A 20428-nucleotide genomic window follows, 5' to 3' on the forward strand; every position below is an offset into this window, starting at 1 on the left:
GGGTCATCCTTTCCATATCGGCAGGCCGATGATAGCCGATGCCGCAATGACGATATAGGCCACGGTGCGAAAAAACCGCTCGGCGGATGGATCAAACAGCCGCGCGCCGATGATATTGGCCGCCAGATTGGGCAAGCCGACCAGCAGACCGAGCAGTCCAACCAGCCACACCATCAGGCCGTAAATCCACAGCAGCAGCGCCAGCAAAACGTCCAACGCCAGTAGATACAGCAGGAAATTCGCGCGGATCACGGCCACCGGCAGGCGACTGGCCATGTAGAGCATGATGACGGGTGGTCCGGGGAGACCTGCAAAGCCGGTCATGAACCCGCCCACGGCCCCTGCCGCCAGCGTGATCGGCGCGGTGAGCGCGGTCCTGAGACGCATCCCGGATGCCGTCATCACCAAAAGAACGATGACGCTGATCGAAACGGTCCAGCCGAAAAGCGTCTGATCCATGCTGCTCAACGCCCAGATGCCAAACGGCAAGGCAAGCACCGCACCGGCCACCAGCAACCCGACATCCCGAGGTGCCCCATCGCGCCACGCCGCCCGCGCGTTGGGAAGCGGGCCGACTATTTCGGTAAAAATGAGGAATATGACCGCTTCGACCGGGGGCAAGACGGAACTTGCCACCGGCATGATGATCATCGCCGATCCGAACCCAGCAAAGCCGCGCACCAGTCCGGCGACCAGAACGGCGCTGATGAGCCAGATCAGCTCTGGCGCGGTTATCACCGCACCCAAGAGCTTAACTGTCGATGTTGGCGAACTGGTTTCCGGTGGTCGCATCGGGCTTCGACCAATCCCGCTTGACCCCGAAATACAGCAGGATCGCGCTGGCCACGAAGATCGACGAATAGGTGCCGACGATCACGCCCCAGATCATCGCGAAGACAAAGCCCCGGATCACATCGCCCCCCAGGACGAACAGCGCGATCAGCGCCAGAAGCGTGGTGATGGAGGTCATGAACGTCCGGCTCAGCGTTTCGTTGATGGACATGTTCAGCACTTCTTTCAAAGGCCGCTGCTTGTATTTGCGAAGGTTCTCGCGCACCCGGTCGAACACAACGACGGTGTCGTTGAGCGAGTAGCCGACGATGGTCAATAGTGCCGCGATAATCGCCAGATCGAAGCGGATCTGAAGCTCGGAAAAGATGCCGATGGTAAGCAGCACATCGTGCACCAACGCAATCACTGCACCGGCGGCGAACTGCCATTCGAAGCGCAGCCAGATGTAGATCAGCACCGCGCCGATCGCCAGGGCCACAGCCAGGATCGCCGTATTGATCAACTCGCCGGACACTTTTGGTCCGACAGATTCGACGGAGATGAACCGGATGTCAGGTCGCACCGTTTGCAGGGCCGCCTCTACCGCTTCGACCGTCTCTACTGTCACGGCTTCCTGATCGTCCTGCGCTTGGATGCGGATCATGGCGACGTTCTGGTCGTCACCGAACGTCGGATCGAACACCTCGGTGATGGTGATGTCTCCCAGGCCCAGCGTGTCGATCGCGCCGCGATACTCGGCGATGCCTACAGGGCGCGGGCTTTCTGTGCGGATGGTCGTCCCGCCCCTGAAGTCGATACCGAAGTTCAACCCCTGCAGCATGAACGACCCGAATGCCACCACCATCATCACCGCCGAGATGCCAAGCCACATCTTCCAGCGGCTGAAGAAATCGAAATTCGTGTTCTGTTTGACCAGTCTCAGACGCATATCAGATCTCAATCGTTTTCGGACGGCGGCGTTCGTACCAGATCACCACAATCAGACGTGTTACAAAAATCGCCGTAAAGACAGACGTAATGATGCCGATGCCAAGGGTGATCGCGAATCCGCGCACTGGCCCCGACCCCATCGCAAACAGGATGACGGCGGTGATGAATGTCGTGATGTTGGCGTCCAGAATGGCGCTCAGGGCCTTTTCGTACCCCAGTGCAATGGCCCGCGCGGGGCCTTTTGCCGTCAACAGTTCCTCGCGGATCCGCTCGAAAATCAGAACATTCGCATCGACGGCCATACCGACGGTCAGAACGATACCAGCGATGCCCGGGAGCGTGAGGGTCGCGCCGATCAGGCTGAGCAGCCCGAACAGCAAACCGACGTTGATGATCAGCGCGATGTTGGCGAAAATCCCGAACAAGCCATAGCTGGCCCACATGAAGAACAACACTGCGGCGAAGGCCACGATGGTTGCCACCTTGCCCGCGTCGATACTGTCCTGTCCCAACTCGGGACCGATGGTACGCTCTTCAAGAAAATCGAGCTTTGCCGGAAGGGCACCCGCCCGCAGCAGAACCGCCAGCCGTGTCGATTCCTCCACCGAGAAATTGCCGGTGATGATCCCGGAGCCGCCGGGGATATGGCTTTGGATGCGCGGCGCGCTGATCACTTCGTCGTCCAGAACGATGGCAAAGGGCGAGCCGATGTTCTCGGCGGTATAGTCGCCGAACTTGCGCGCGCCGGAGGTGTTGAAGCGGAAGCTGACCGCCGGCCCGCCGTTCTGATCGAAGGACGGTTGCGCATCGACCAATTCCTCGCCTGTGACAACGGGTGCCGTCTCGATGACGTAGAAGATCCCCGGTTCATCAAGCGAGGGCACGGTGCTGTTGCCAATGCCCGCGTTGGCTGATCCGTCCGCCGTCTGGCTGACCACGGGATTGAACGTCAATTGCGCAGTGGTTCCGATGATTTCCTTCAACTCGGCGGCGGATCCGATGCCGGGCACCTGGATAAGGATCCGGTCGGACCCCTGCCGCTGGATCGTCGGCTCGCGTGTGCCGACCTCGTCGATGCGGCGGCGGATGATTTCCAGCGATTGCTGCATCGTACGTTCGTCGGTTGCGGTTTTCTCCGCGTCCGACAGGACGACCGTGATCACACCATCGTTGCCGGAGACTTCCAGATCACTGGCCCCGGTGCCGCTGATGGTCTGGACCGGGCGGGCCAGTCCCCGGACGATTTCCATCGCCGGCGCCATCTTGTCGGGATCGCTCAGGCGGACTTGCAACGCGCCCGGTGCCGCATCCTCGCGGCGCACGGGAGTCAGGCCGCGCAGGGCATCGCGTACTTCGGGCCACGTGGCCTCGATGCGCGCGGCATAGACGTCCTCGACCCTGACTTCGGCAAGCAGATGCGCGCCGCCCCGCAGATCGAGGCCCAGATTGACCAGACCACTCGGCAGGAATTCCGGCCACAGTGCGCGCTGTTCCTCCAGTTCGGGCGTGGCACCCGCCAACTCGATCGCCTTGACCGCATCGTTATGGCTCTCGACGGGGCCGTAAAACGCGTTCGGCATCGCCAACAGCAAACCGACCGCACAGGTCAGCAGGATGACGACGCGTTTCCATGTATCAATCTGGAGCATAGCGCCCGCCTTTTTCTTCCTGGCCCCGCTTACGCGGTTATTTCGCTGGCTCTGTCTTGCTCACGACGGTCGCAATGGTGCTTTGCACCACACGGACCTTGACGCCGTCCGCGATTTCGACCTCGAGTTCGCCGTCGTCCTTGACTTTGACGACCTTGCCTACGATCCCGCCTTGCGTGATCACCTGATCGCCGCGGCGCAGCGCCTTGACCATCGCCTGATGATCCTTGAGCTTTTTCTGCTGCGGACGGATCAGCAGAAAATACATGATCACGAAGATCAGGATCAGAGGAATGAATTGCTCAATACCAGACATGGGCGGGTCCTTTTTCGTGTGTTTTTCCGGGCGGCGACCGGCGGCCCCGCAATTGTGGCAGAACCTATGCGCGGCATTGCGCAGGCGCAAGGTGCAAAGGCCGGTTTCGCAGCGACAGTCGAACGCGGGCGCCCGGAAGCCCGGAACACGCGGTTTTCACGGTCCCTACTGTTCTCACCGGTCGATATCGGCGATAAGGCGGCACAGACGATTCATCCGACGAAGGACCCCCGCCATGCATGACATCCGCGCCATCCGCGACACGCCCCAAGCTCTTGACGCCGCCCTTGCCCGGCGCGGGGATGCGCCCCTGTCCGCCGCGATCCTTGAACTCGACAGCGCGCGGCGCGCAAAAATTCAGTCCGCCGAGGCCGCGCAGGCAGATCAGAATGCCGCGTCCAAACAAGTGGGTGCCGCGAAAGCCGCAGGCGACGAGGCCGAATTCGAGCGTTTGCGCGCGCTGGTGTCGGAAAAAAAGGCGGAAGTGGCCGCCATGCAGGCGCAGGCCAAGGATCTGGATGCGCAACTGACCGACATGTTGGCGCGCATTCCGAATACCCCCGCCGATGACGTGCCGGACGGTGCCGATGAGGCGGATAATGTCGAGGTGAAACGCTGGGGCGATGTGCCGACATTCGACTTTGCCGCGCGCGAGCATTACGACATCGAAGGCGTGGCCGCGTCGATGGACTTTGAAACTGCGGCGAAAACATCCGGCGCGCGGTTTGTCATGCTCAAACGCGGCGTCGCGCGCATCCACCGCGCGCTGTCGCAATTCATGGTCGACACCCACGTCAACGAGAACGGACTGACAGAGGTCAACTGCCCCGTTCTGGTGCGCGACGAGGCGATGTATGGGACCGACAAGTTGCCGAAATTCGGTGACGACAGCTACCGCACCGAAGACGGCATGTGGCTGGTGCCGACCTCCGAGGTGCCGCTGACCTATACGGTTGCCGGTGAAACGCTGGACGCAGCGGACCTGCCGCGCCGGATGACAGCGCACACGCTGTGCTTCCGCTCCGAAGCCGGATCGGCGGGGCGCGACACGTCCGGCATGTTGCGGCAACACCAGTTCGAGAAGGTCGAAATGGTATCCATCACCCTTCCGGACGAATCGGACGGCGAACAAAAGCGGATGCTGGGCTGTGCCGAAGGGATACTGGAAAAACTGGGCATCCCCTATCGCACCGTGATGCTGTGCACGGGCGATATGGGATTCGGCGCGCGCCGTACCTACGACATCGAGGCTTGGCTTCCCGGTCAGAACGCGTTCCGCGAGATCAGCTCGGTCTCGACCACCGGTGATTTTCAGGCGCGCCGGATGAACGCGCGGTTCAAGCCCGAAGGCGGCGGCAAGCCGCAGTTCGTGCACACGCTGAACGGCTCAGGCCTTGCGGTCGGGCGCTGCCTGATCGCGGTCCTGGAAAACGGACAGCGGGCAGACGGATCGGTGCGCCTGCCGGAGGTTCTGGCCCCGTATCTGGGCGGCAAGACCTCGCTGAGCGCGGACGGGACGCTGGTCTGAGGCTCAGCGCCCCGCCTCGGCGGGCTTGACCTGCACGCCGATGGGCGGTTCGCCGAACAGATCGGGCTGCAGGTTCCTGAGCGAGCGCGGCCGGTAGTCGCGCCGCTTTTCCACCCTGCTCTGCGCGCTTGGGTGCAGATCGATCGGATGCCCCGGACCCTCGCGCCAGCGCAACAGATTGCCCGCAACCGTATAGTACCACGGCGGCGTGTTGAGCGTGTGACTGTCCGCCAATGGATCGGGCGCGACATCAAGCAGGTCATCCTCCGAGATCTGCAATCCCGCCTCAGCCGCCCCTTCTGCAATCCAGGCCAGTGTCTGCCCCGTCAGCTTGCGAGCTTTGACCGCAGACCCGCCGACAATCGCATGGTTTCCGGTGAACCACACCTGCTTGTAGGGTCGGTTCTCGCTTCTGTCGCCCTTGTTTAGCCCCGGATCGTCGCGCGAGGCCTCCAGATTCTCCCACAGCGCGGGCCGGTAGAAAACGCGGCGCTCGTCCAGCCCGACAGCATGGCGGGCGGATTTGACAAGCGAACTGAGCTTGAGATCGTGAAACCGGTATTTGGCATTCCACAACGAGGCCACCGGCCCCAGCAGAGGTGCTGGCACACCGAGCGCGCCGACGGTATCCCATATTCCCAGATACGCGATCTGGACGCGGTGCATATCGCGCGTATCGGCCGCCCAAGGCGTTACCGCGCGCCAGGTCATGTCCGCTTGGGACGTCGCAAAACGGGGAGAAAGGCGGCGCCGCGCGGCAAGGATGTGCAGCGCATCAGGATGGTTCTCGGGGCCGGCCCGACGGTACAGACGGAACGCCCTGTCGATCTGTTCAGTGTCCGGATCCGCGACGATCCCGCATTTGCGTACCATCCCCGCCAGCGAACGCGCCGTATATGCGCCGCGCGAAAATCCGAAGATGAAGATTTCATCGCCCGGCTCATACGCCTCGCACAGGGCGGCATAGGCTTTCTTGATGGTCGCGTCGAGCCCCCACCCAAAGGCCCCGCCGCCAAGCTTCATCACGGCGCGTTTGAAGAAACCCGCGTCTTCCGCCTCCACGCCCACCCCTTCGAAATAATGCGTCCGCTGAGCGTTGGTTTGCGGGGTCTTGTCGAACAGACGCGCCACATGTGTCGGCTGGTCCATGGTCGGACTGCTCCAGGTACCATCGCAAAAAATCGCTATGCGGGCCATTGGCGAATGTCCTTTTTATCATACATCAGGTAAGTCGGCGCAGACGCACAGCACCTGCCAGTCTTGAATAGAAAGCCTATGATGCCACGCACCGCAACCGCCATCGCAACTTTTGTCCTCGCAATCCTGTTCGCCGCCGCACCGCTTCTCGTACCCGATTTCGGTGGTTTTGACCCCGATCAATTTCCCGTGCCGCAAAACCATCCGCCGGTGCAACCCGCGGGCTACGCCTTTGCGATCTGGGGGCTTATCTACCTTTGGCTGGTGGTCGGGCTGGCCTTCGGCCTATGGAAACGGCGCGACGACACGACATGGCATCCGATGCGCGTCGCGCTGGCCCCGTCGCTTGCCATCGGAGCGATCTGGCTTGCCGTTGCAACCGCAAGCCCGGTCTGGGCCAGCGTACTGATCTGGGCAATGCTGATCACGGCGTTGGCAGCCCTGTTCCGCAGCCCCGTGCAGGACAAGTGGTTTGCCGCATTGCCTGTCGGCCTTTACGCGGGCTGGTTGACGGCGGCGTCCTGCGTATCGCTCGGGCTGTTGGCGGCGGGATACGGGCTGGTGGATCAGACTACGGCGGCGATTGCGGCGACCCTGCTGGCACTGGTGATCGCCTCGGGTGTCCAGACCCAGCTTAAGCGCGCACCAAGCTACGGGATCGCGGTGATCTGGGCGCTGCTAGCTGTGGTTATCGCCAACCTAGGCCAGAACGCGACGGTCGCGGCCCTGGCAGCGGGGGGCGGTGTTGCGATGCTGATCCCGACGTTCAAAGCCTGGCGCGCGGGACGCTCTGTTTGAGCGGCATCACTCCTTACGCCGACCTGCGGTGTGTTTGCGCAGCTTCGACGGCGCCGCCTTCTTGCGCCCCTTGTAGGGGTTCGCATCGGATTGCCCCCGCATCCACAGACGGATCGGCGTGCCGGGCATGTCGAAATCCACACGCAGGCCGTTCACCAGATAGCGGCTGTAGCTGTCGGGCACCTTGTCGGGGTGGCTGCACATCACCACGAACCCGGGAGGCCGCGTTTTGGCCTGTGTCATATAGCGCATCTTGATCCGCTTGCCCTGGGGCGCGGGGGGGGGATGCGCCTCCATCATGCCCGACAGCCAACGGTTAAGCTGTGCGGTGGTGATGCGGCTGTTCCAGACCTCGTAGGCGCGCATGATCGCCTGGTGTAACCGGTCCAGCCCCCTGCCCGTCTTCGCCGATACGGTAATCAGCGGCGCGCCACGCAACTGCGGCAGCAGCCGCTCGAAACTTTCCTTGAGCGCCTTGAGCTTGCCCTGCCGGTCTTCCTCGATGTCCCATTTGTTGACAGCCACCACCACAGCGCGGCCCTCACGCTCCGCGAGATCGGCGATCCGCAGATCCTGCTGTTCGAACGGGATTTCCGCGTCCAGCAGAACCACGACGACTTCGGCGAACTTGACCGCGCGCAGACCGTCGCTGACACTGAGTTTTTCCAGCTTTTCCTGAACCTTGGCCTTTTTGCGCATCCCGGCGGTATCGAAAATGCGCATCGGCACCGCATCCCCGTCCGGTCCAACCCAGTCCGTCATCAGTGAAATGGCATCGCGGGTGATGCCCGCCTCTGGCCCGGTCAGCAGCCGGTCCTCCTTGAGGATCTGGTTGATCAGCGTTGACTTGCCCGCGTTGGGACGCCCCACAACGGCGACCTGCAAGGGGCGCGCCTTGGTTGGTACGCGTATCTGTATCTCTTCGCCATCATCGTCTTCGCCGAGATCGACGTCAATCTCCGGCGCGTCTTCGATCGCGCGTTCGGCAAAGGCATCTGCAAGCGGCATGAGGTGGGTATAGAGATCGTTCAACCCCTCGCCGTGTTCCGCCGAAAGCCGGATCGGCTCGCCCAATCCGAGGCTGTAGGCCTCGATCACGCCCGCATCCGCGGCGGCACCCTCGGCCTTGTTCGCGGCAAGGATCACATGGGCGGACCGCTTGCGCAGGATCTCGGCAAAGACCAGATCCGTCGAGGTAACGCCTACACGCGCGTCGATCATGAACAGGCAGATGTCGGCCATATCCACTGCGCGCTCGGTCAACCGGCGCATCCGTCCCTGCAGGCTGTCGTCGGTCACTTCCTCAAGGCCGGCCGTGTCGATCACGGTAAAGCGCAGATCGGCCAGCCGTGCGGCCCCCTCGCGCAGATCGCGGGTAACGCCGGGTTGGTCATCGACAAGCGCAAGGCGCTTTCCGACAAGACGATTGAACAGCGTGGATTTGCCCACATTGGGACGACCCACGATGGCGAGGGTGAAGGACATGAACAGGCTCCGAAAGCGTTAGATGCGGGCCATACCCTAATCCGTTGCGATGCGAAAGCCCCGCGAGTGCCACGCGTAGAGTATCCCCGGGACCTAGCGGTACGCGAGCAGTTGGCCGTCTGTGGTGACGACGTACAACGTGCGGTTCGCGACGACGGGTGCAGATGTGGCGCCGCCCGGGATCTCGACGGATCCCAGCAGGGCACCGTTCGCCGGATCATAGCTGCGCAACGCACCGTCATTCGATGCGATGATCACCCGTCCACCGGCGATGACGGGGCCGTGATGCGCGAAGACACGGCTTTGCTTGCGAGGCTTGCGCGCGACGAAGTTAGGCAGTTCGACGCCCCAGATGCGCGCGCCGGTGCCCGCGTCCAGGCGGATCAGCTCATTCAGGTCGCTGATTGCGAAAACACTGTCACCTGCGGGCCAGACCGGTCCGATCGCACCTTCGCGCGCCGACCAGATGCGGTCGCCCGACCCCAGATCAAGCGCCGCGATGCGGCCCGCCTGGTTGCCGACGTACACCGTCGATCCCGATACGACAGGTGCCGAGGTGACGTCGGACACGTTGCTGAGTGCGCGCCCGCCCCGCTTACCCAGCACGGAGGCGTTCCAACGGTTCAACCCGCCTTGCCTGAACACCGCCTGTACTTCGCCGGAACCGAAGGCAAAAATCGCCAGATCATCGGTCAGCGCAGGGGCCGGTGCGCCAAGCACGTTGTTGGTGTCGGCTGTGGCACCGATCTGCCACTCGATCCGCCCGTCGTTGCGGTTCACGGCCCAACCGGTGGTATCACCTGCCGTGAGATAGACCAGATCGCCGGAAACCGCAGGCGTGCCCGATCCGCTGGCATCCAGCTGTTGGGTCCACCGCACGCCCCCGGTGCCCGCATCAAGTGCTGCAAGAACACCGTAGCCGATGGAGACGTAAACCGTGTCGCCCGCTACGATCAGACCGCCACCCGTCGCGTCGCCCGGCTGATCGCGGGCCGGTTTCAGATTGACCTGCCACAGGGGGGTTCCCGACGTGGATGTCGCGGTAACAGTCGATTGTGCGTCGAGTGTAAAGATGCGCCCGTCTGCAACGACCGGATCTGCGGTAATGCGCAGTTTGCGGCTGTCGCCTGCGCCGATGTCAGACGCCCAAAGCAGCTGCGGCGATGAGCCGAAGGCCGGATGGGCGACGCGTGTGGCGGGGCTGCCGATGGTTTGTGACCAATCGGCATTGACCCGCTGCGCCGGTAGCGCGATCGCGCGGGATTGATTGCCGGCAAAAGGCATCTGTTCCTCGGCCAGATCACCCTGGTTCTCCAGCACAGACCTTATGTCTTCGCGCTGTCCGGGCAAGACCAGCTCCGGCTCGGAGCAGCCGGAAACGAGCGTTGCCGTACCCAGTGCCGCCCAGAGCCACAGGTGCGGTGCCTTGCACGAAGGAAAGCTGAAATATGTCATCGCCTGCTCACTCTGGTCTGCATCCGGTTTGGCAGCACCCGGGGGTGCCTCCGGTTTGGTTTTAGCCGTTGCCGTCGATCTGCGGGGCATCGGCGTTGTCGGACAGGGGGGCACCGCCAAGCTCCGGCTCGCCTCCCAGCGCCACAATCACCTGCAACGCGCGCTGTTGCAAGTCCGGTGTCACCTGCGCGTCGGTCAGAATGGATTGATAGCCCGTGATCGCGGCGGCGGTGTTGCCCTCTTCGATGTCGATCAGGGCCAGTTGTTCGTGCGCCAGCAGGCGCAGCGCGCCCCCCGCCGATGCAAGCGCCTCGAATCCCTGACGCCGCTCAGCCGCAGGCAGGGTTTCGGATTGCAGGGTCAGCGCCTTGAACACGGCGATCTGACGGTAGATTTGCGGAATATCGGCGGAGACCGCCACCGCATCGAGTTCGGTAATTGCTGCCGCGCGGTCTTCCGCCTCGATCTGTTCGGACGCCGCGAGAAGGCTCACGACTGCGCGTGCACGGGCGTTTTCCGCCTCGACCTGCTGTAATGCCGCGGCGCGTGCGGCACCGTCTTCGCGCTCAAGCGCGCTCAACATGGCATCGCCCAAGGCTTCGGCCTGTGCGCGGACCTGTGCCTTGCGGTACTCCGAAAATGCGGCGCCACCCACGATCACGAGGACGGCAAGAACCGCGATCCAGCCGTACCGCTTGAACGTCGCCGCCAGACGGTCACGCCGCAATTCATCATTGACCTCGTCAATAAACCCGTCGGTATCGCTCATTCGGACCAAACCTCCGTTGGCTACGTTTCGCCCCTCTTAGCGAAGCTGCGGGGCCAAGCCAAGACCCAGCGGCCCGTCAGAGGGGCATGAGGGCTTTGGACGACGAAAAAGCAGACTAAACTGGTCCGTTCACTCGCAATGCAAAACATACGGACGAACCGCGCTTCCCCGACGGCACCGGTAACAGCGGGACCGGCCAAACTTGAGGCCGCAACATGCGCCTTCTCCCCACTCTGGCGGCAATCAGCCTTGCGGCGCTGGAGCAGGTGCGTGCGCAACTGGACGAGGCGCAGTCGCGCGTTCCCGAAGCCGAAGCAGGCGTGGAGGAAGCCAGAGCGCGGCTTGAAGAGGTCCGGATCGATCAAAACGCCTCATCGCGGCTCAACTAGGACGGAGCGCAGTCTTGCGTCAGTTCAGCACAGGCCGGCTTGCGCACCGCAGTCGCCGGCTTCGAAGCCGCGCGCGCCGCCGTGGCAGGTGCCGAAGCTGAACTGGACCGCCTTATGATCAGAGCGCCTTTCGCCGGGCTGCTCGAAAGCGACACCGCCGAGTTTGATGCGCTGATGCTGTCCGGATCGTTGTGCGGCACGATCATCCATTTGGATCCGATCAAGCTGGTGGGCTTTGTGCCCGAAACGCGTGTGAACTGGGTAAAGTTGGGCGCGATGGCGCAGGCGCGTCTCGCCGCCGTTGGCGCTGTGGTATCTGGCCGCGTCACGTTCCTGTCCCGTTCAGCCGACCCCGAAACCCGCACATTCAGCACCGAAATCGAAGTACCCAATTGCTATTTAGCGATCCGCGAGGGCCAAACGGTGGAAACCCTTATCGCTTCCGATAGGGCCAAGGTTTAACTTATCCCGCAAAGCGCGCTGCCTCAGAACGACGCTGGCACGCTAGGTGTTCGTCTAATTGGCACAGACAACATCGTGAAGTTTCACAAGATCGAAATTGTGCGCGACACGACCGAGGGCGTCTGGGTGACCAGCCTGCCACAGGTGGCGAACCTGATCGTCGTCGGCCAGGCATATGTCGTCGATGGCGTCGAGGTCGCGCCGACCCTGCGCGGCCTGATCCTCACAGTGGGGATGCGTGTCGACAGCGCGATCGTGGTCGTCGAATACACCGATGCCCGTCAGCCGCAAGATGAAGGCCCGATGCGCGCCTAGGTCGAGGCGGCAAAACGGATATTGTGGCCGGATGTGCCGGGTGAATTCTTGGGAATGCTGACGGTCACACTTATTTTCGTCCTGTCGGCATCGCTGGTAGTGGCGCTGGTTTACGTGCGCGTCATGTGCGGTGTCACCGGACGTTGGAACAGATAATCTCTCGGCTTATGGCACGCTTTGCCAGCTTGTCGTGCTATCTGCAGCTACCGCTGGCTGTTCCGGGCATCGCGATGTGGGCCGCTGTTCTGGCAGGCATTTTCATTTTTCTGATCGGCACACTGGGTGGCTATTTCGCCGCATCCGGAATCGCCGGTGCGGCACCGGCGGACAGCTCTGCGCCGCTTGACCCGCCTCGGGCGGATCGGCACCTGGTTGCTTGCCCCGCTGACACCCGCCAGCCGCCAAGGTGTGAAGACAGGTTATCGTCGCTCACCTTTCGGGAAGATAATTGCAGTGATCGCGGGCAATCCTGTGATGCCTCTGGTGACGTCCGGGCTCGTATTCATCTTTGTGATTACGACACTGGTCTATTATTCGAACAATTCGAAAGGGGTAGAGTTCATTGCCGATTCAGAGCCGGAACAGGCTATCGTCTTTGTGCTGGCACGCGGTAACCTGTCGCTTTCGGAAAAGGATGATCTGCTGCGCGAAGCGGAAAACGTCATTCTGAGCCACCCCGGCATCGCTACCACATTTGCCTTTGCCGGCGAAGGCGGGCTGAACAGCACGACCGGCGGCAGCCAAGCACAAAAGGATCTGATCGGGCAAATCCAGTTCGAAACGATCCCTTGGGAAGACCGCGCGCTGCGTGCCGATCTGGACGGCGATACCGTGATCGCGGAACTCACTAAACAGCTGTCCGCGTTTCCCGGCATCCAGAGCGAAGTCCTGCCGCTGAATCTGGGGCCCGCATCGGGGAAACCGATGCATCTGCGTTTCATGGGAATCGGTTCGACACCCTGGTCGCCGCGACCGCGCAGGCATGTGCGTATTTTGAACAGGTACCGGGTCTGGTTCTGATCGAAGACACCTGGCCCCTACCCGGCACTGACTGGCAGATCGGCGTCGATGTCTAAAAGGCGGGCCAGTATGGGGCGGACGTGCTCAGTGTGGGCGCGATGGTGCAGCTCGTGACGCGCGGCCTGTTGCTCGACACGATGCGGGTTGATTCCTCGGACGAGCGGATTGCCGAGCTTTCGAAGTGGCTCGATACCGCCGATCTACCGGACGGCATCATCGTTGTCTGGGCCGGAGATCAGGTACAACAAGCCGAAAGCCAGGCGTTCCTCGGATCGGTCTTCACCGCGGCGCTGGGATTGGTGTTCATCATCCTTCTGCCGCAGTTCAATTCGATCTACAACTCGGTTCTGGTGCTCGTTGCGGTGGCCCCTGTCCACCAGGGGCGTGCTGATCGGCATGCTGGTGATGGGTGAGACAATCTCGATCATCATGACGGGCACGGGAATCGTCGCACTGGCCGGGATCGTGGTGAACAACAACATCATCCTGATCGATACCTATCAGGAGTTCAGCCAGTACATGCCCCGCATCGAAGCGATCATCCGCACCGCGCAGGCCCGGCTCCGCACGGTGCTTCTGACGAGCTACCGGCGACAGCCCCGCGGCTCTGTGGTGGAAACAACTGGCGACGGCGGTTGTCTTCGGACTTGGCGTGGCAACCGTTCTGACCCTCGTCATCACCCCGTCGCTGCTGGCGATCCGGGTCTGGACCTCGCCCTGCGCCAACTGGATCGCGCGCCTGCTCGCACGCATTTCGATCAGCCGAGCAAGCCGCGCGGCCCGCGACTGGGCGTTGCAGCGCGATGCCCGCCGCTTGGTACCGGAAGAATTGATCTGGACCGACCGGGTGACAGAGCCTGCGCGCGCGGATCCGCCATTGAAACCGGCAGGGTGACGTTCCCACGAAACCGTGAGTTAAGCGTGCGCCTCTCGCAAAACGGGCGGGAGGCTCTACTGTTGTTGTCATCAAACAAAAAAACAGGAGTTCTTGATGTTTCGATCCTTCCTTCCCGCCCTGCTCACCGCAATGATCGCGACGTCGGCGCAGGCCGACATGATCAGCAAAACCAGCCCCCACAGCGTCGATGCAACACTCGACCGTCTCGAAGACGCCGTAAACGGCGCCGGAGCGACCGTTTTCGCACGGGTCGACCATGCCGCCGGCGCGACGAATGTCGACATGGATCTGCGTCCAACCGCCCTACTGATCTTCGGAAACCCGATGCTTGGCACGCCGGCGATGCAGGACGCCCAGACAGCGGGACTTGATCTGCCGTTGCGCGTGCTCGCCTACGCCGATAGCGAAGGCGTTGTGCATCTGGTCTATCACGACCCCGCCGACCTTGCCGAAGGGCATGGATTGCCTGCGGAAGCCCCCTACCTAACGAAGATGACCGGCGCTCTCGACAAACTCACGTCGAAAGCCATCGCAGAAGACTGAACGACGATCCGCGCATCCGACGCACACACGTATGCGCCGCAGCGTCCGGAGCAGGCGCGCCAAAACAGTGAGCGCGCCAAAGCATGTCTTCAAAGCCGCCCGGAAGGGCGGCTTTGTCCGCTGGATCAGGGGCTACGCCACTATTCTTCGGATTGCTGTCGGAACCAAAGCTGCGCATACCGGCCATCGCGCGCGAGCAGCGCCTCGTGAGTGCCTTGCTCAACGACAACACCCTTCTCCAGAACCACAATTCGGTCCGCCTCCGCGATGGTGCTCAACCGATGGGCGATGGTCACAACGGTGCGCCCTTTGCCCGCCTGCCGCAACGCGTCCTGGATCTCTTGTTCCGTCTCGCTGTCGAGCGCACTCGTCGCCTCGTCCAAAAGCAGGATCGGCGGGTCTTTCAATAACGTGCGTGCGATGCCGACACGTTGCTTTTCACCCCCCGACAGCTTCAGCCCCCGCTCACCCACCGCCGTATCGTATCCCTCCGGCAGCGCCTTGATGAAATCGTGGATTTGCGCGGCCCGCGCCGCAGCCTCGATCTCCTCCTGCGTCGCACCATCGCGGCCGTAGCCGATATTGTACCCGATCGTGTCGTTGAACAGCACCGTATCCTGAGGTACCACGCCGATCTGACGGTGCAATGAATGCTGCGTCACGTCGCGCACATCCTGCCCGTCGATGCTCAGATTTCCCGCCTGCACGTCGTAAAACCGGAACAGGAGCCGCCCGATGGTGGATTTGCCCGATCCCGTCGACCCGACGATCGCGACCATCTCACCCGGTTCGGCGACAATGCTCACACCTTTCAGGATCTCGCGGTCGGGGTTATAGCCGAACTTCACATCCTTCAGCGCGATCCGTCCGCCCGTCACATCGAGCGGCTTCGCATCCGGCTTGTCCTCGATCTCCGGGGGCTGCTCAAGCAGATCGAACATCTGCCCCATGTCGACCAGCGCCTGACGGATTTCGCGGTAGACGGTGCCCAGAAAATTCAGTGGGACTGTGATCTGGATCATGTAGGCATTGACCATCACGAAATCGCCGACCGTCAACGTGCCGTTCTGCACGCCAATCGCCGCCATCACCATCACGCCCACCAGCCCGGCGGTTATCACCAGCGACTGCCCGAAATTCAAAAAGGCCAGCGAATAATTGGTCTTGATCGCGGCTTCCTCGTACCCCGCCATCGCACTGTCATACCGGGCAGCTTCGCGCTGTTCCGCGCCGAAGTACTTTACCGTTTCATAGTTCAGCAAGCTATCGATGGCTTTTTGATTGGCGTCCGTGTCCTGATCGTTCATCTGGCGGCGCAGCTTCACGCGCCATTCCGTCACCGCGAAGGTGAACCAGACGTAGATGGCAATCGTCACTGCCACGACCAGAAGATAGGTCACGTCGAAAAGGACGGTCAGGATGATCCCGACAAGCAAGAGCTCCAGGATCAGTGGTCCGATGCTGAACAGCAGGAAGCGCAGCAGAAATTCGACACCTTTGACGCCGCGCTCGATGATCCGGCTCAGACCGCCGGTCTTGCGCGTGATGTGATAGCGCATGGACAGGCGGTGGATGTGGTTGAAAGTCTCAAGTGCGAGCATCCGCAGCGCGCGCTGCGCCACGCGCGCGAATATTGCATCGCGCAGCTGTTGAAACCCGACACCCATCAGGCGGACCATACCATAGGCGACCGTCAGGCTGATCGCGCCAAGCGCGAGCATGGGCGCCCCCTCGCCCGCCAGTGCATCCACAGCATCGCGATAGAAAAACGGTGTCGCGACCGTTACCAGCTTTGACACGACCAAGGCGATCATTGCCCATACGACCCGCTTGCGCACCCAGGGCATGTCCTTGGGCCACAGATAGGGGGCCACCTTGCGCAGAACGCGTACCGAGGACTGCCGCTCGGCGGCGGTTGCGATTTCCTCTTCGGTTTGCGGCGGCTTGTCGGTGCCTGCGGATGCGGCGGCATTGGACGGAGAGGTGGAAGCGGGATCAGCAGACATGTAATTTCCTATGCAGTCCTGCGCTACATAGGGCGGATCGCGGGGTCCTGCCACCAGCTACACTGAAAATACGGAAGAAACTGGTACCCCGGCTTCAGCCGACACTGGAAGTCATCCGATGATGCCGCGTTTCATTGCGGCAGATCGAATACCTGTCCGGGATAGATCAGATCGGGATCGCGGATGCTGTCGGCGTTTGCATCGAACACCCGCACATAAAGCAATCCGTCGCCGTACCGCGCGCGCGCGATCGCCCAAAGTGTTGCGCCCTTCTGCACCGTAATCGCCCTCACGGCACCGCTGCCCGCTGCGGTCGCAGCTTCGAGCGCCTGCCCGGATTCGCGTTTGAAAGGGGTTTCGACACGGCTGCTCACCTTGCCCTGCGCACTTACCTCATCGACACGCAGCGTATAGATGCCTTCGTCGACATCCGGCAAGTCGCCTTCCCACCTCCCGGCGCTGTCTACCGGCAAGCTGATGACCGCACGGTTGTCGAGATAAACGCGCACCTGAGCGGTCCGTGCCTGCGCACGCCCCGAAAGTTGTACAGCGCCGTCAGCCGAATACCCGATGGTGTCCAACGCCACCCCAGCCGCGGTCTGCGGTGCCGCAGGTTGCAGCAATCGCACCCCTTCCGCGTCCGATTGCAGAACGGCGACGCGCGGCGCGGCTGCGGTGTCTGCTGTCGGTGATGCGGTGGTGATCTGCGCGCGGTCCAGAGCCCCTGCTGCAGGGCTGGTGGTGGTCGGACCGATGTCTGCGACCGCAATCTCTTCGGGGTCAGGACCCGGCGTCGCGGGCACGGCATCGGAAGGCGCATCGGTCGGCAAAGACGCCTGGGCAGTGGCTGTCTGCATCGACGGGGCCAGAATGATCTGATCGGCGGACACCGTCTCGTCCGTTCCGGCGCGGGCAGAGAGCGTGACGATCTGTGGCTGCGGCATCGCGGGCAGGTTTGCGAAGGCAGCAAAGCCGCCCGCATCGTCGGCCTTCGCGCGAGCCACCTCCGTGCCATCGACCAGAACCCGCACGTCGCTCAGCGGCGCCGCGCGTCCCGCGATAACCGTGGTGCCATCCGTTTCGCGGCGCAATTCGTCGAACCGTGGAACCTGCGCGCGGCTCGGATCGTCGCCCACCGCTTCAACCTTGGCGGATGGGTCATCGATGTGCGCCGCATCTCCGGCACCGAGGGATGTATCCCCAGCAGATGCGACCGCCTTGCGAGGTGCGTCATCCGAGGCCGGCGCATCCGACCCGCGCAGCCCCAGAAAGGCCCCAAGACCCAAAAGCAACACCATGCAGAGCCCCGCCGTGACGGCGCCCGCAAAGCCACCCAAAAAATCGGTTTTGTTCAGCATTTCAATATTTCCCGGTCGCGGCGGCTGTGACACAGCATTGAGCCTTTGTAGCCCAGAGGCTATCACCGGTCAAAACCGCAATCGTCTTATACAGCTAAAGAGAGGCCGCTCCATGCCCATCACCTCCGTCTGCGTCTTCTGCGGGTCCCGCGCAGGTGACGATCCGGCATTTATCGCGGATGCCGAGACGCTCGGCACGGGCATCGCCGACAAGGGGTGGCGGCTTGTCTATGGTGCGGGTGACATCGGGCTGATGGGAAGCGTGGCAAATGCGGCGCAGCGGGCGGGCGGCGATACCTTTGGCGTGATCCCGAAACATCTGGTGGATTGGGAAGTCGGCAAGACCGATTTGCGCCGTTACATCGTCACCGAGACCATGCACGAACGCAAGAAGGTGATGTTCATGAACTGTAATGCAGTCGTAGTGCTACCGGGGGGTGCGGGATCGCTGGACGAGCTTTTTGAAGTGCTGACCTGGCGCCAATTGAGGCTGCACAGCAAGCCTATTATCATCATAAATTCAAACGGTTACTGGGATGATTTAAAGCAACTTCTTAACGGGGTTGTGCAGCGCGGTTTTGCGGAACCAAGCCTTCTTGACTACCTTGAATGGGTGCCGGACGCACCAGCGGCGATGGCGGCGCTCGACCGATCCGGGCAAGCCTGAAGAATGAGAAAGGCCGCCGCAACTCTGCGGCGGCTTCCGAAATGATTATACAAATCAAGCTGATTCAAGCTCTTTTTTCAGCATCTGTTCGATTTCGTCAATCGGGTGATTTGTCAGGTTCTTGTCGATCTCGCCGATCACCTTGTCGGTGACTTCCTGATGCAGTTCTGACCGCAGTTCTCCTAGAGTACGTGGATCAGCGACAATCACCAGCCGGTCGAATTGGCCCTGGTGCGCTTGCTTGTAGAGGATGTCGGCAAGATCGGAAGCAAAGCGTTCTTTTGCAAGCTGGTGCCAGTCGGTGTCATCTACAGCAGACCTGTGCGCGGATGGTCCGTCATTGAACCGTCCGCGCCGATTCGCTGCCTGCTCGCGGTTCGGTGGATTTTCCTGTTCCTCTTTCTTGACGACCTTGAGATAGGGATCGTCTCCGTCAGTTTCGTTTTCGAGAAACAGTGCCTTCTCGCTGTCCGCGATCAGCACCCATGTACCATTGGTCAGCTTGGTCATTCGCTTTCTCCGTGGTTGCGTTTGTCTTCACCCGTCACGCGTGTCGCGCCGCCGGGGCGTTCCGTCGCGCGCTTCTCCTCATCCTGGGTTGCGACATCGCGTTGCAGATCGCCACCGGATCTTCCTTGCTGGGATACGCTGGTCTTGTCGCCCAGTACCTTTTCGGTGTCGCGGCTTCCGTCGTTCGATCGCTTTCTCTCGGCCATTGTACACGGTTCCTCCAATTAGGTTTGTCGAGAAGGAAACGCGTGAACCAATTGACGGTTCCACAAAGAAACCCCCGCAAGCGTCGGCCTGCGGGGGTAAAGGGGTCTTCTGTCAATCCAGACGCGGCGCGTTTACATGCGCGAGGCGACGTTCTCCCAGTTTACAAGGTTGTCGAGGAAATTCGACAGATAGTCGGGGCGCGCGTTGCGGAAATCGATGTAGTAGGAGTGCTCCCAGACATCGCATCCCAACAAGGCAGTCTGGTCGAAGCAGACCGGATTCACGCCGTTCTCGGTGTTTGTCACCTTCAGGCTGCCGTCCTTGTCCTTGACCAGCCACGCCCAGCCGGAGCCGAACTGGCCGCCGCCTGCCGATTTGAACTCGTCCTTGAATTTGTCGACCGACCCAAAGCTGTCAACGAGCGTCTTTTCAAGCTCGGACGGCATCGGATTGCTGCCCGGCGCCATCATCTCCCAGAACTGGTTGTGATTCCACAGCTGCGAGATGTTGTTGAAAATACCGCTTTGGGCCACCGCGTTCGGATCGTAGGTTCCTTTGATGATCTCTTCGAGGGATTTGCCTTCCCACTCAGTGCCTTCGATCGCCTTGTTGCCATTGGTGACATAGGCGTTGTGGTGCTTGTCATGGTGATATTCCAGCGTCTCTGCGCTCATACCTTTGGATGCAAGTGCGTCGTGGGCATAGGGAAGATCGGGAAGTTCAAAAGCCATTTCGGAGACTCCTTCTGTTTATTTAAGGTCTGCTTCAAATGAAGCGCGCAACGGCCCCGCGTCAAGGGGGCAGCGCATCAAACTTGGTCGCGCACGACCGGCCTACGGTAACGGCTCAGGACCGGGAATGCATCGGATTGGCCAGGCTGATGCGGCATTTGCAAGCGTGTCCCGCCGACCGGCGCTGCGGAGGCTGTCGCCGCGCGCAGGCGCGAACCGGGCCCATCGCCCTGCCAAGCGAATCCGAGCAAACTGGGATCGCCCTATCACGGGCGCAGTTGCATACCGCGATACCCCCTTACGCCCCTAGGCCAGCAAGAGCGCGCGACGGCGCGGATAACGGCAGACCGGGCGCATGACCGCACGCCTCACGCTGTTTCATGTCAAGAGCGGGCCTCGGCGG

19 protein-coding genes and 1 pseudogene are annotated in these 20428 nt (G+C 61.8%); 7 read left to right on the plus strand and 13 right to left on the minus strand.

What is annotated here, in order from left to right; translation table 11 throughout:
- Window positions 1–3: 3 nt before the first annotated feature.
- The 4 genes from Q1A06_RS05930 to yajC are packed head-to-tail and all read right to left on the minus strand — an operon-like array spanning window position 4 to window position 3687.
- Window positions 4–738 (minus strand): sulfite exporter TauE/SafE family protein, encoded by a 735-nt coding sequence (locus Q1A06_RS05930; protein ID WP_299560572.1) that lies wholly within the window; start codon window positions 736–738, stop codon window positions 4–6.
- A 13-nt stretch (window positions 739–751) separates the two neighbouring features.
- Complete coding sequence (secF, locus tag Q1A06_RS05935; protein WP_299559952.1) at window positions 752–1720, minus strand: protein translocase subunit SecF; 969 nt, start codon at window positions 1718–1720, stop codon at window positions 752–754.
- A 1-nt stretch (window position 1721) separates the two neighbouring features.
- Window positions 1722–3371, minus strand: a complete 1650-nt coding sequence (gene secD, locus Q1A06_RS05940) for a protein translocase subunit SecD (RefSeq protein ID WP_299559955.1) — start codon at window positions 3369–3371, stop codon at window positions 1722–1724.
- Between the two features lie 37 nt (window positions 3372–3408).
- Entirely contained in the window at window positions 3409–3687 is a 279-nt protein-coding gene (yajC, locus tag Q1A06_RS05945) for a preprotein translocase subunit YajC (protein WP_299559958.1), read from the minus strand.
- 235 nt (window positions 3688–3922) lie between these two features.
- Between yajC and serS the strand changes: the two genes are divergently transcribed.
- Complete coding sequence (gene serS, locus Q1A06_RS05950) at window positions 3923–5215, plus strand: serine--tRNA ligase (protein WP_299559961.1); 1293 nt, start codon at window positions 3923–3925, stop codon at window positions 5213–5215.
- A 3-nt stretch (window positions 5216–5218) separates the two neighbouring features.
- Here the strand turns inward: serS and Q1A06_RS05955 are convergent, their stop codons facing one another.
- The gene (locus Q1A06_RS05955) at window positions 5219–6412 is read right to left on the minus strand and encodes a DUF2235 domain-containing protein (protein ID WP_299559964.1); all 1194 of its coding nucleotides are present in this window, start codon (window positions 6410–6412) and stop codon (window positions 5219–5221) included.
- Between the two features lie 78 nt (window positions 6413–6490).
- On the opposite strand from Q1A06_RS05955, the gene Q1A06_RS05960 reads away from it, so the two are divergent.
- A complete protein-coding gene (locus tag Q1A06_RS05960) occupies window positions 6491–7210 on the plus strand; it encodes a hypothetical protein (RefSeq protein WP_366523501.1) in 720 nt (239 codons plus the stop codon).
- Window positions 7211–7216: 6 nt separating this feature from the next.
- Here the strand turns inward: Q1A06_RS05960 and der are convergent, their stop codons facing one another.
- From der to Q1A06_RS05975, 3 genes are all read right to left on the minus strand, one after another.
- Window positions 7217–8695: a ribosome biogenesis GTPase Der gene (gene der / locus Q1A06_RS05965; protein WP_299559967.1), complete on the minus strand. Its 1479-nt coding sequence runs from the start codon at window positions 8693–8695 to the stop codon at window positions 7217–7219.
- Window positions 8696–8788: 93 nt separating this feature from the next.
- A complete protein-coding gene (locus Q1A06_RS05970; RefSeq protein ID WP_299559970.1) occupies window positions 8789–10150 on the minus strand; it encodes a PQQ-like beta-propeller repeat protein in 1362 nt (453 codons plus the stop codon).
- 61 nt (window positions 10151–10211) lie between these two features.
- Window positions 10212–10919: a hypothetical protein gene (locus Q1A06_RS05975; protein WP_299559973.1), complete on the minus strand. Its 708-nt coding sequence runs from the start codon at window positions 10917–10919 to the stop codon at window positions 10212–10214.
- A gap of 215 nt (window positions 10920–11134) precedes the next feature.
- Between Q1A06_RS05975 and Q1A06_RS05980 the strand changes: the two genes are divergently transcribed.
- The 4 genes and pseudogenes from Q1A06_RS05980 (at window position 11135) to Q1A06_RS05995 (ending at window position 14546) form a co-directional block, all read left to right on the plus strand.
- Window positions 11135–11308, plus strand: a complete 174-nt coding sequence (locus Q1A06_RS05980; RefSeq protein WP_299559976.1) for a hypothetical protein — start codon at window positions 11135–11137, stop codon at window positions 11306–11308.
- A gap of 39 nt (window positions 11309–11347) precedes the next feature.
- Window positions 11348–11770 (plus strand): efflux RND transporter periplasmic adaptor subunit, encoded by a 423-nt coding sequence (locus tag Q1A06_RS05985; protein WP_299559979.1) that lies wholly within the window; start codon window positions 11348–11350, stop codon window positions 11768–11770.
- A gap of 207 nt (window positions 11771–11977) precedes the next feature.
- Window positions 11978–14000 (plus strand): annotated as a pseudogene (locus Q1A06_RS05990) (efflux RND transporter permease subunit); the annotation flags it as partial.
- Between the two features lie 96 nt (window positions 14001–14096).
- Entirely contained in the window at window positions 14097–14546 is a 450-nt protein-coding gene (locus Q1A06_RS05995; RefSeq protein WP_299559982.1) for a DUF302 domain-containing protein, read from the plus strand.
- 140 nt (window positions 14547–14686) lie between these two features.
- Here the strand turns inward: Q1A06_RS05995 and Q1A06_RS06000 are convergent, their stop codons facing one another.
- Both Q1A06_RS06000 and Q1A06_RS06005 read right to left on the minus strand, forming a co-directional pair.
- Window positions 14687–16552: an ABC transporter ATP-binding protein/permease gene (locus tag Q1A06_RS06000; RefSeq protein WP_299559985.1), complete on the minus strand. Its 1866-nt coding sequence runs from the start codon at window positions 16550–16552 to the stop codon at window positions 14687–14689.
- A gap of 131 nt (window positions 16553–16683) precedes the next feature.
- Complete coding sequence (locus Q1A06_RS06005; RefSeq protein ID WP_299559988.1) at window positions 16684–17910, minus strand: LysM peptidoglycan-binding domain-containing protein; 1227 nt, start codon at window positions 17908–17910, stop codon at window positions 16684–16686.
- 112 nt (window positions 17911–18022) lie between these two features.
- Between Q1A06_RS06005 and Q1A06_RS06010 the strand changes: the two genes are divergently transcribed.
- Window positions 18023–18577 (plus strand): TIGR00730 family Rossman fold protein, encoded by a 555-nt coding sequence (locus tag Q1A06_RS06010; RefSeq protein WP_299559991.1) that lies wholly within the window; start codon window positions 18023–18025, stop codon window positions 18575–18577.
- Between the two features lie 54 nt (window positions 18578–18631).
- Here the strand turns inward: Q1A06_RS06010 and Q1A06_RS06015 are convergent, their stop codons facing one another.
- From Q1A06_RS06015 to Q1A06_RS06025, 3 genes are all read right to left on the minus strand, one after another.
- Window positions 18632–19087, minus strand: a complete 456-nt coding sequence (locus Q1A06_RS06015) for a host attachment family protein (RefSeq protein WP_299559994.1) — start codon at window positions 19085–19087, stop codon at window positions 18632–18634.
- Window positions 19084–19293: a hypothetical protein gene (locus Q1A06_RS06020; RefSeq protein WP_299559997.1), complete on the minus strand. Its 210-nt coding sequence runs from the start codon at window positions 19291–19293 to the stop codon at window positions 19084–19086. Before Q1A06_RS06020 ends, Q1A06_RS06015 begins: the two co-directional genes overlap by 4 nt.
- Before the next feature lie 132 nt (window positions 19294–19425).
- Complete coding sequence (locus Q1A06_RS06025; protein WP_299559999.1) at window positions 19426–20025, minus strand: superoxide dismutase; 600 nt, start codon at window positions 20023–20025, stop codon at window positions 19426–19428.
- Between the last annotated feature and the right edge of the window lie 403 nt (window positions 20026–20428).

Source organism: uncultured Sulfitobacter sp. (genome assembly GCF_947497275.1).
In the GTDB taxonomy this organism is placed as follows: domain Bacteria; phylum Pseudomonadota; class Alphaproteobacteria; order Rhodobacterales; family Rhodobacteraceae; genus Sulfitobacter.

Excerpts from the sequence above, each read along its gene's own strand:
- secF (WP_299559952.1), bottom strand. The coding sequence starts at position 1,720 with ATGCGTCTGAGACTGGTCAAACAGAACACGAATTTCGATTTCTTCAGC.
- secD (WP_299559955.1), bottom strand. The coding sequence starts at position 3,371 with ATGCTCCAGATTGATACATGGAAACGCGTCGTCATCCTGCTGACCTGT.
- yajC (WP_299559958.1), bottom strand. The coding sequence starts at position 3,687 with ATGTCTGGTATTGAGCAATTCATTCCTCTGATCCTGATCTTCGTGATC.
- serS (WP_299559961.1), top strand. The coding sequence starts at position 3,923 with ATGCATGACATCCGCGCCATCCGCGACACGCCCCAAGCTCTTGACGCC.
- Q1A06_RS05955 (WP_299559964.1), bottom strand. The coding sequence starts at position 6,412 with ATGGCCCGCATAGCGATTTTTTGCGATGGTACCTGGAGCAGTCCGACC.
- Q1A06_RS05960 (WP_366523501.1), top strand. The coding sequence starts at position 6,491 with ATGATGCCACGCACCGCAACCGCCATCGCAACTTTTGTCCTCGCAATC.
- der (WP_299559967.1), bottom strand. The coding sequence starts at position 8,695 with ATGTCCTTCACCCTCGCCATCGTGGGTCGTCCCAATGTGGGCAAATCC.
- Q1A06_RS05970 (WP_299559970.1), bottom strand. The coding sequence starts at position 10,150 with ATGACATATTTCAGCTTTCCTTCGTGCAAGGCACCGCACCTGTGGCTC.
- Q1A06_RS05975 (WP_299559973.1), bottom strand. The coding sequence starts at position 10,919 with ATGAGCGATACCGACGGGTTTATTGACGAGGTCAATGATGAATTGCGG.
- Q1A06_RS05980 (WP_299559976.1), top strand. The coding sequence starts at position 11,135 with ATGCGCCTTCTCCCCACTCTGGCGGCAATCAGCCTTGCGGCGCTGGAG.
- Q1A06_RS05995 (WP_299559982.1), top strand. The coding sequence starts at position 14,097 with ATGTTTCGATCCTTCCTTCCCGCCCTGCTCACCGCAATGATCGCGACG.
- Q1A06_RS06000 (WP_299559985.1), bottom strand. The coding sequence starts at position 16,552 with ATGTCTGCTGATCCCGCTTCCACCTCTCCGTCCAATGCCGCCGCATCC.
- Q1A06_RS06005 (WP_299559988.1), bottom strand. The coding sequence starts at position 17,910 with ATGCTGAACAAAACCGATTTTTTGGGTGGCTTTGCGGGCGCCGTCACG.
- Q1A06_RS06010 (WP_299559991.1), top strand. The coding sequence starts at position 18,023 with ATGCCCATCACCTCCGTCTGCGTCTTCTGCGGGTCCCGCGCAGGTGAC.
- Q1A06_RS06015 (WP_299559994.1), bottom strand. The coding sequence starts at position 19,087 with ATGACCAAGCTGACCAATGGTACATGGGTGCTGATCGCGGACAGCGAG.
- Q1A06_RS06020 (WP_299559997.1), bottom strand. The coding sequence starts at position 19,293 with ATGGCCGAGAGAAAGCGATCGAACGACGGAAGCCGCGACACCGAAAAG.
- Q1A06_RS06025 (WP_299559999.1), bottom strand. The coding sequence starts at position 20,025 with ATGGCTTTTGAACTTCCCGATCTTCCCTATGCCCACGACGCACTTGCA.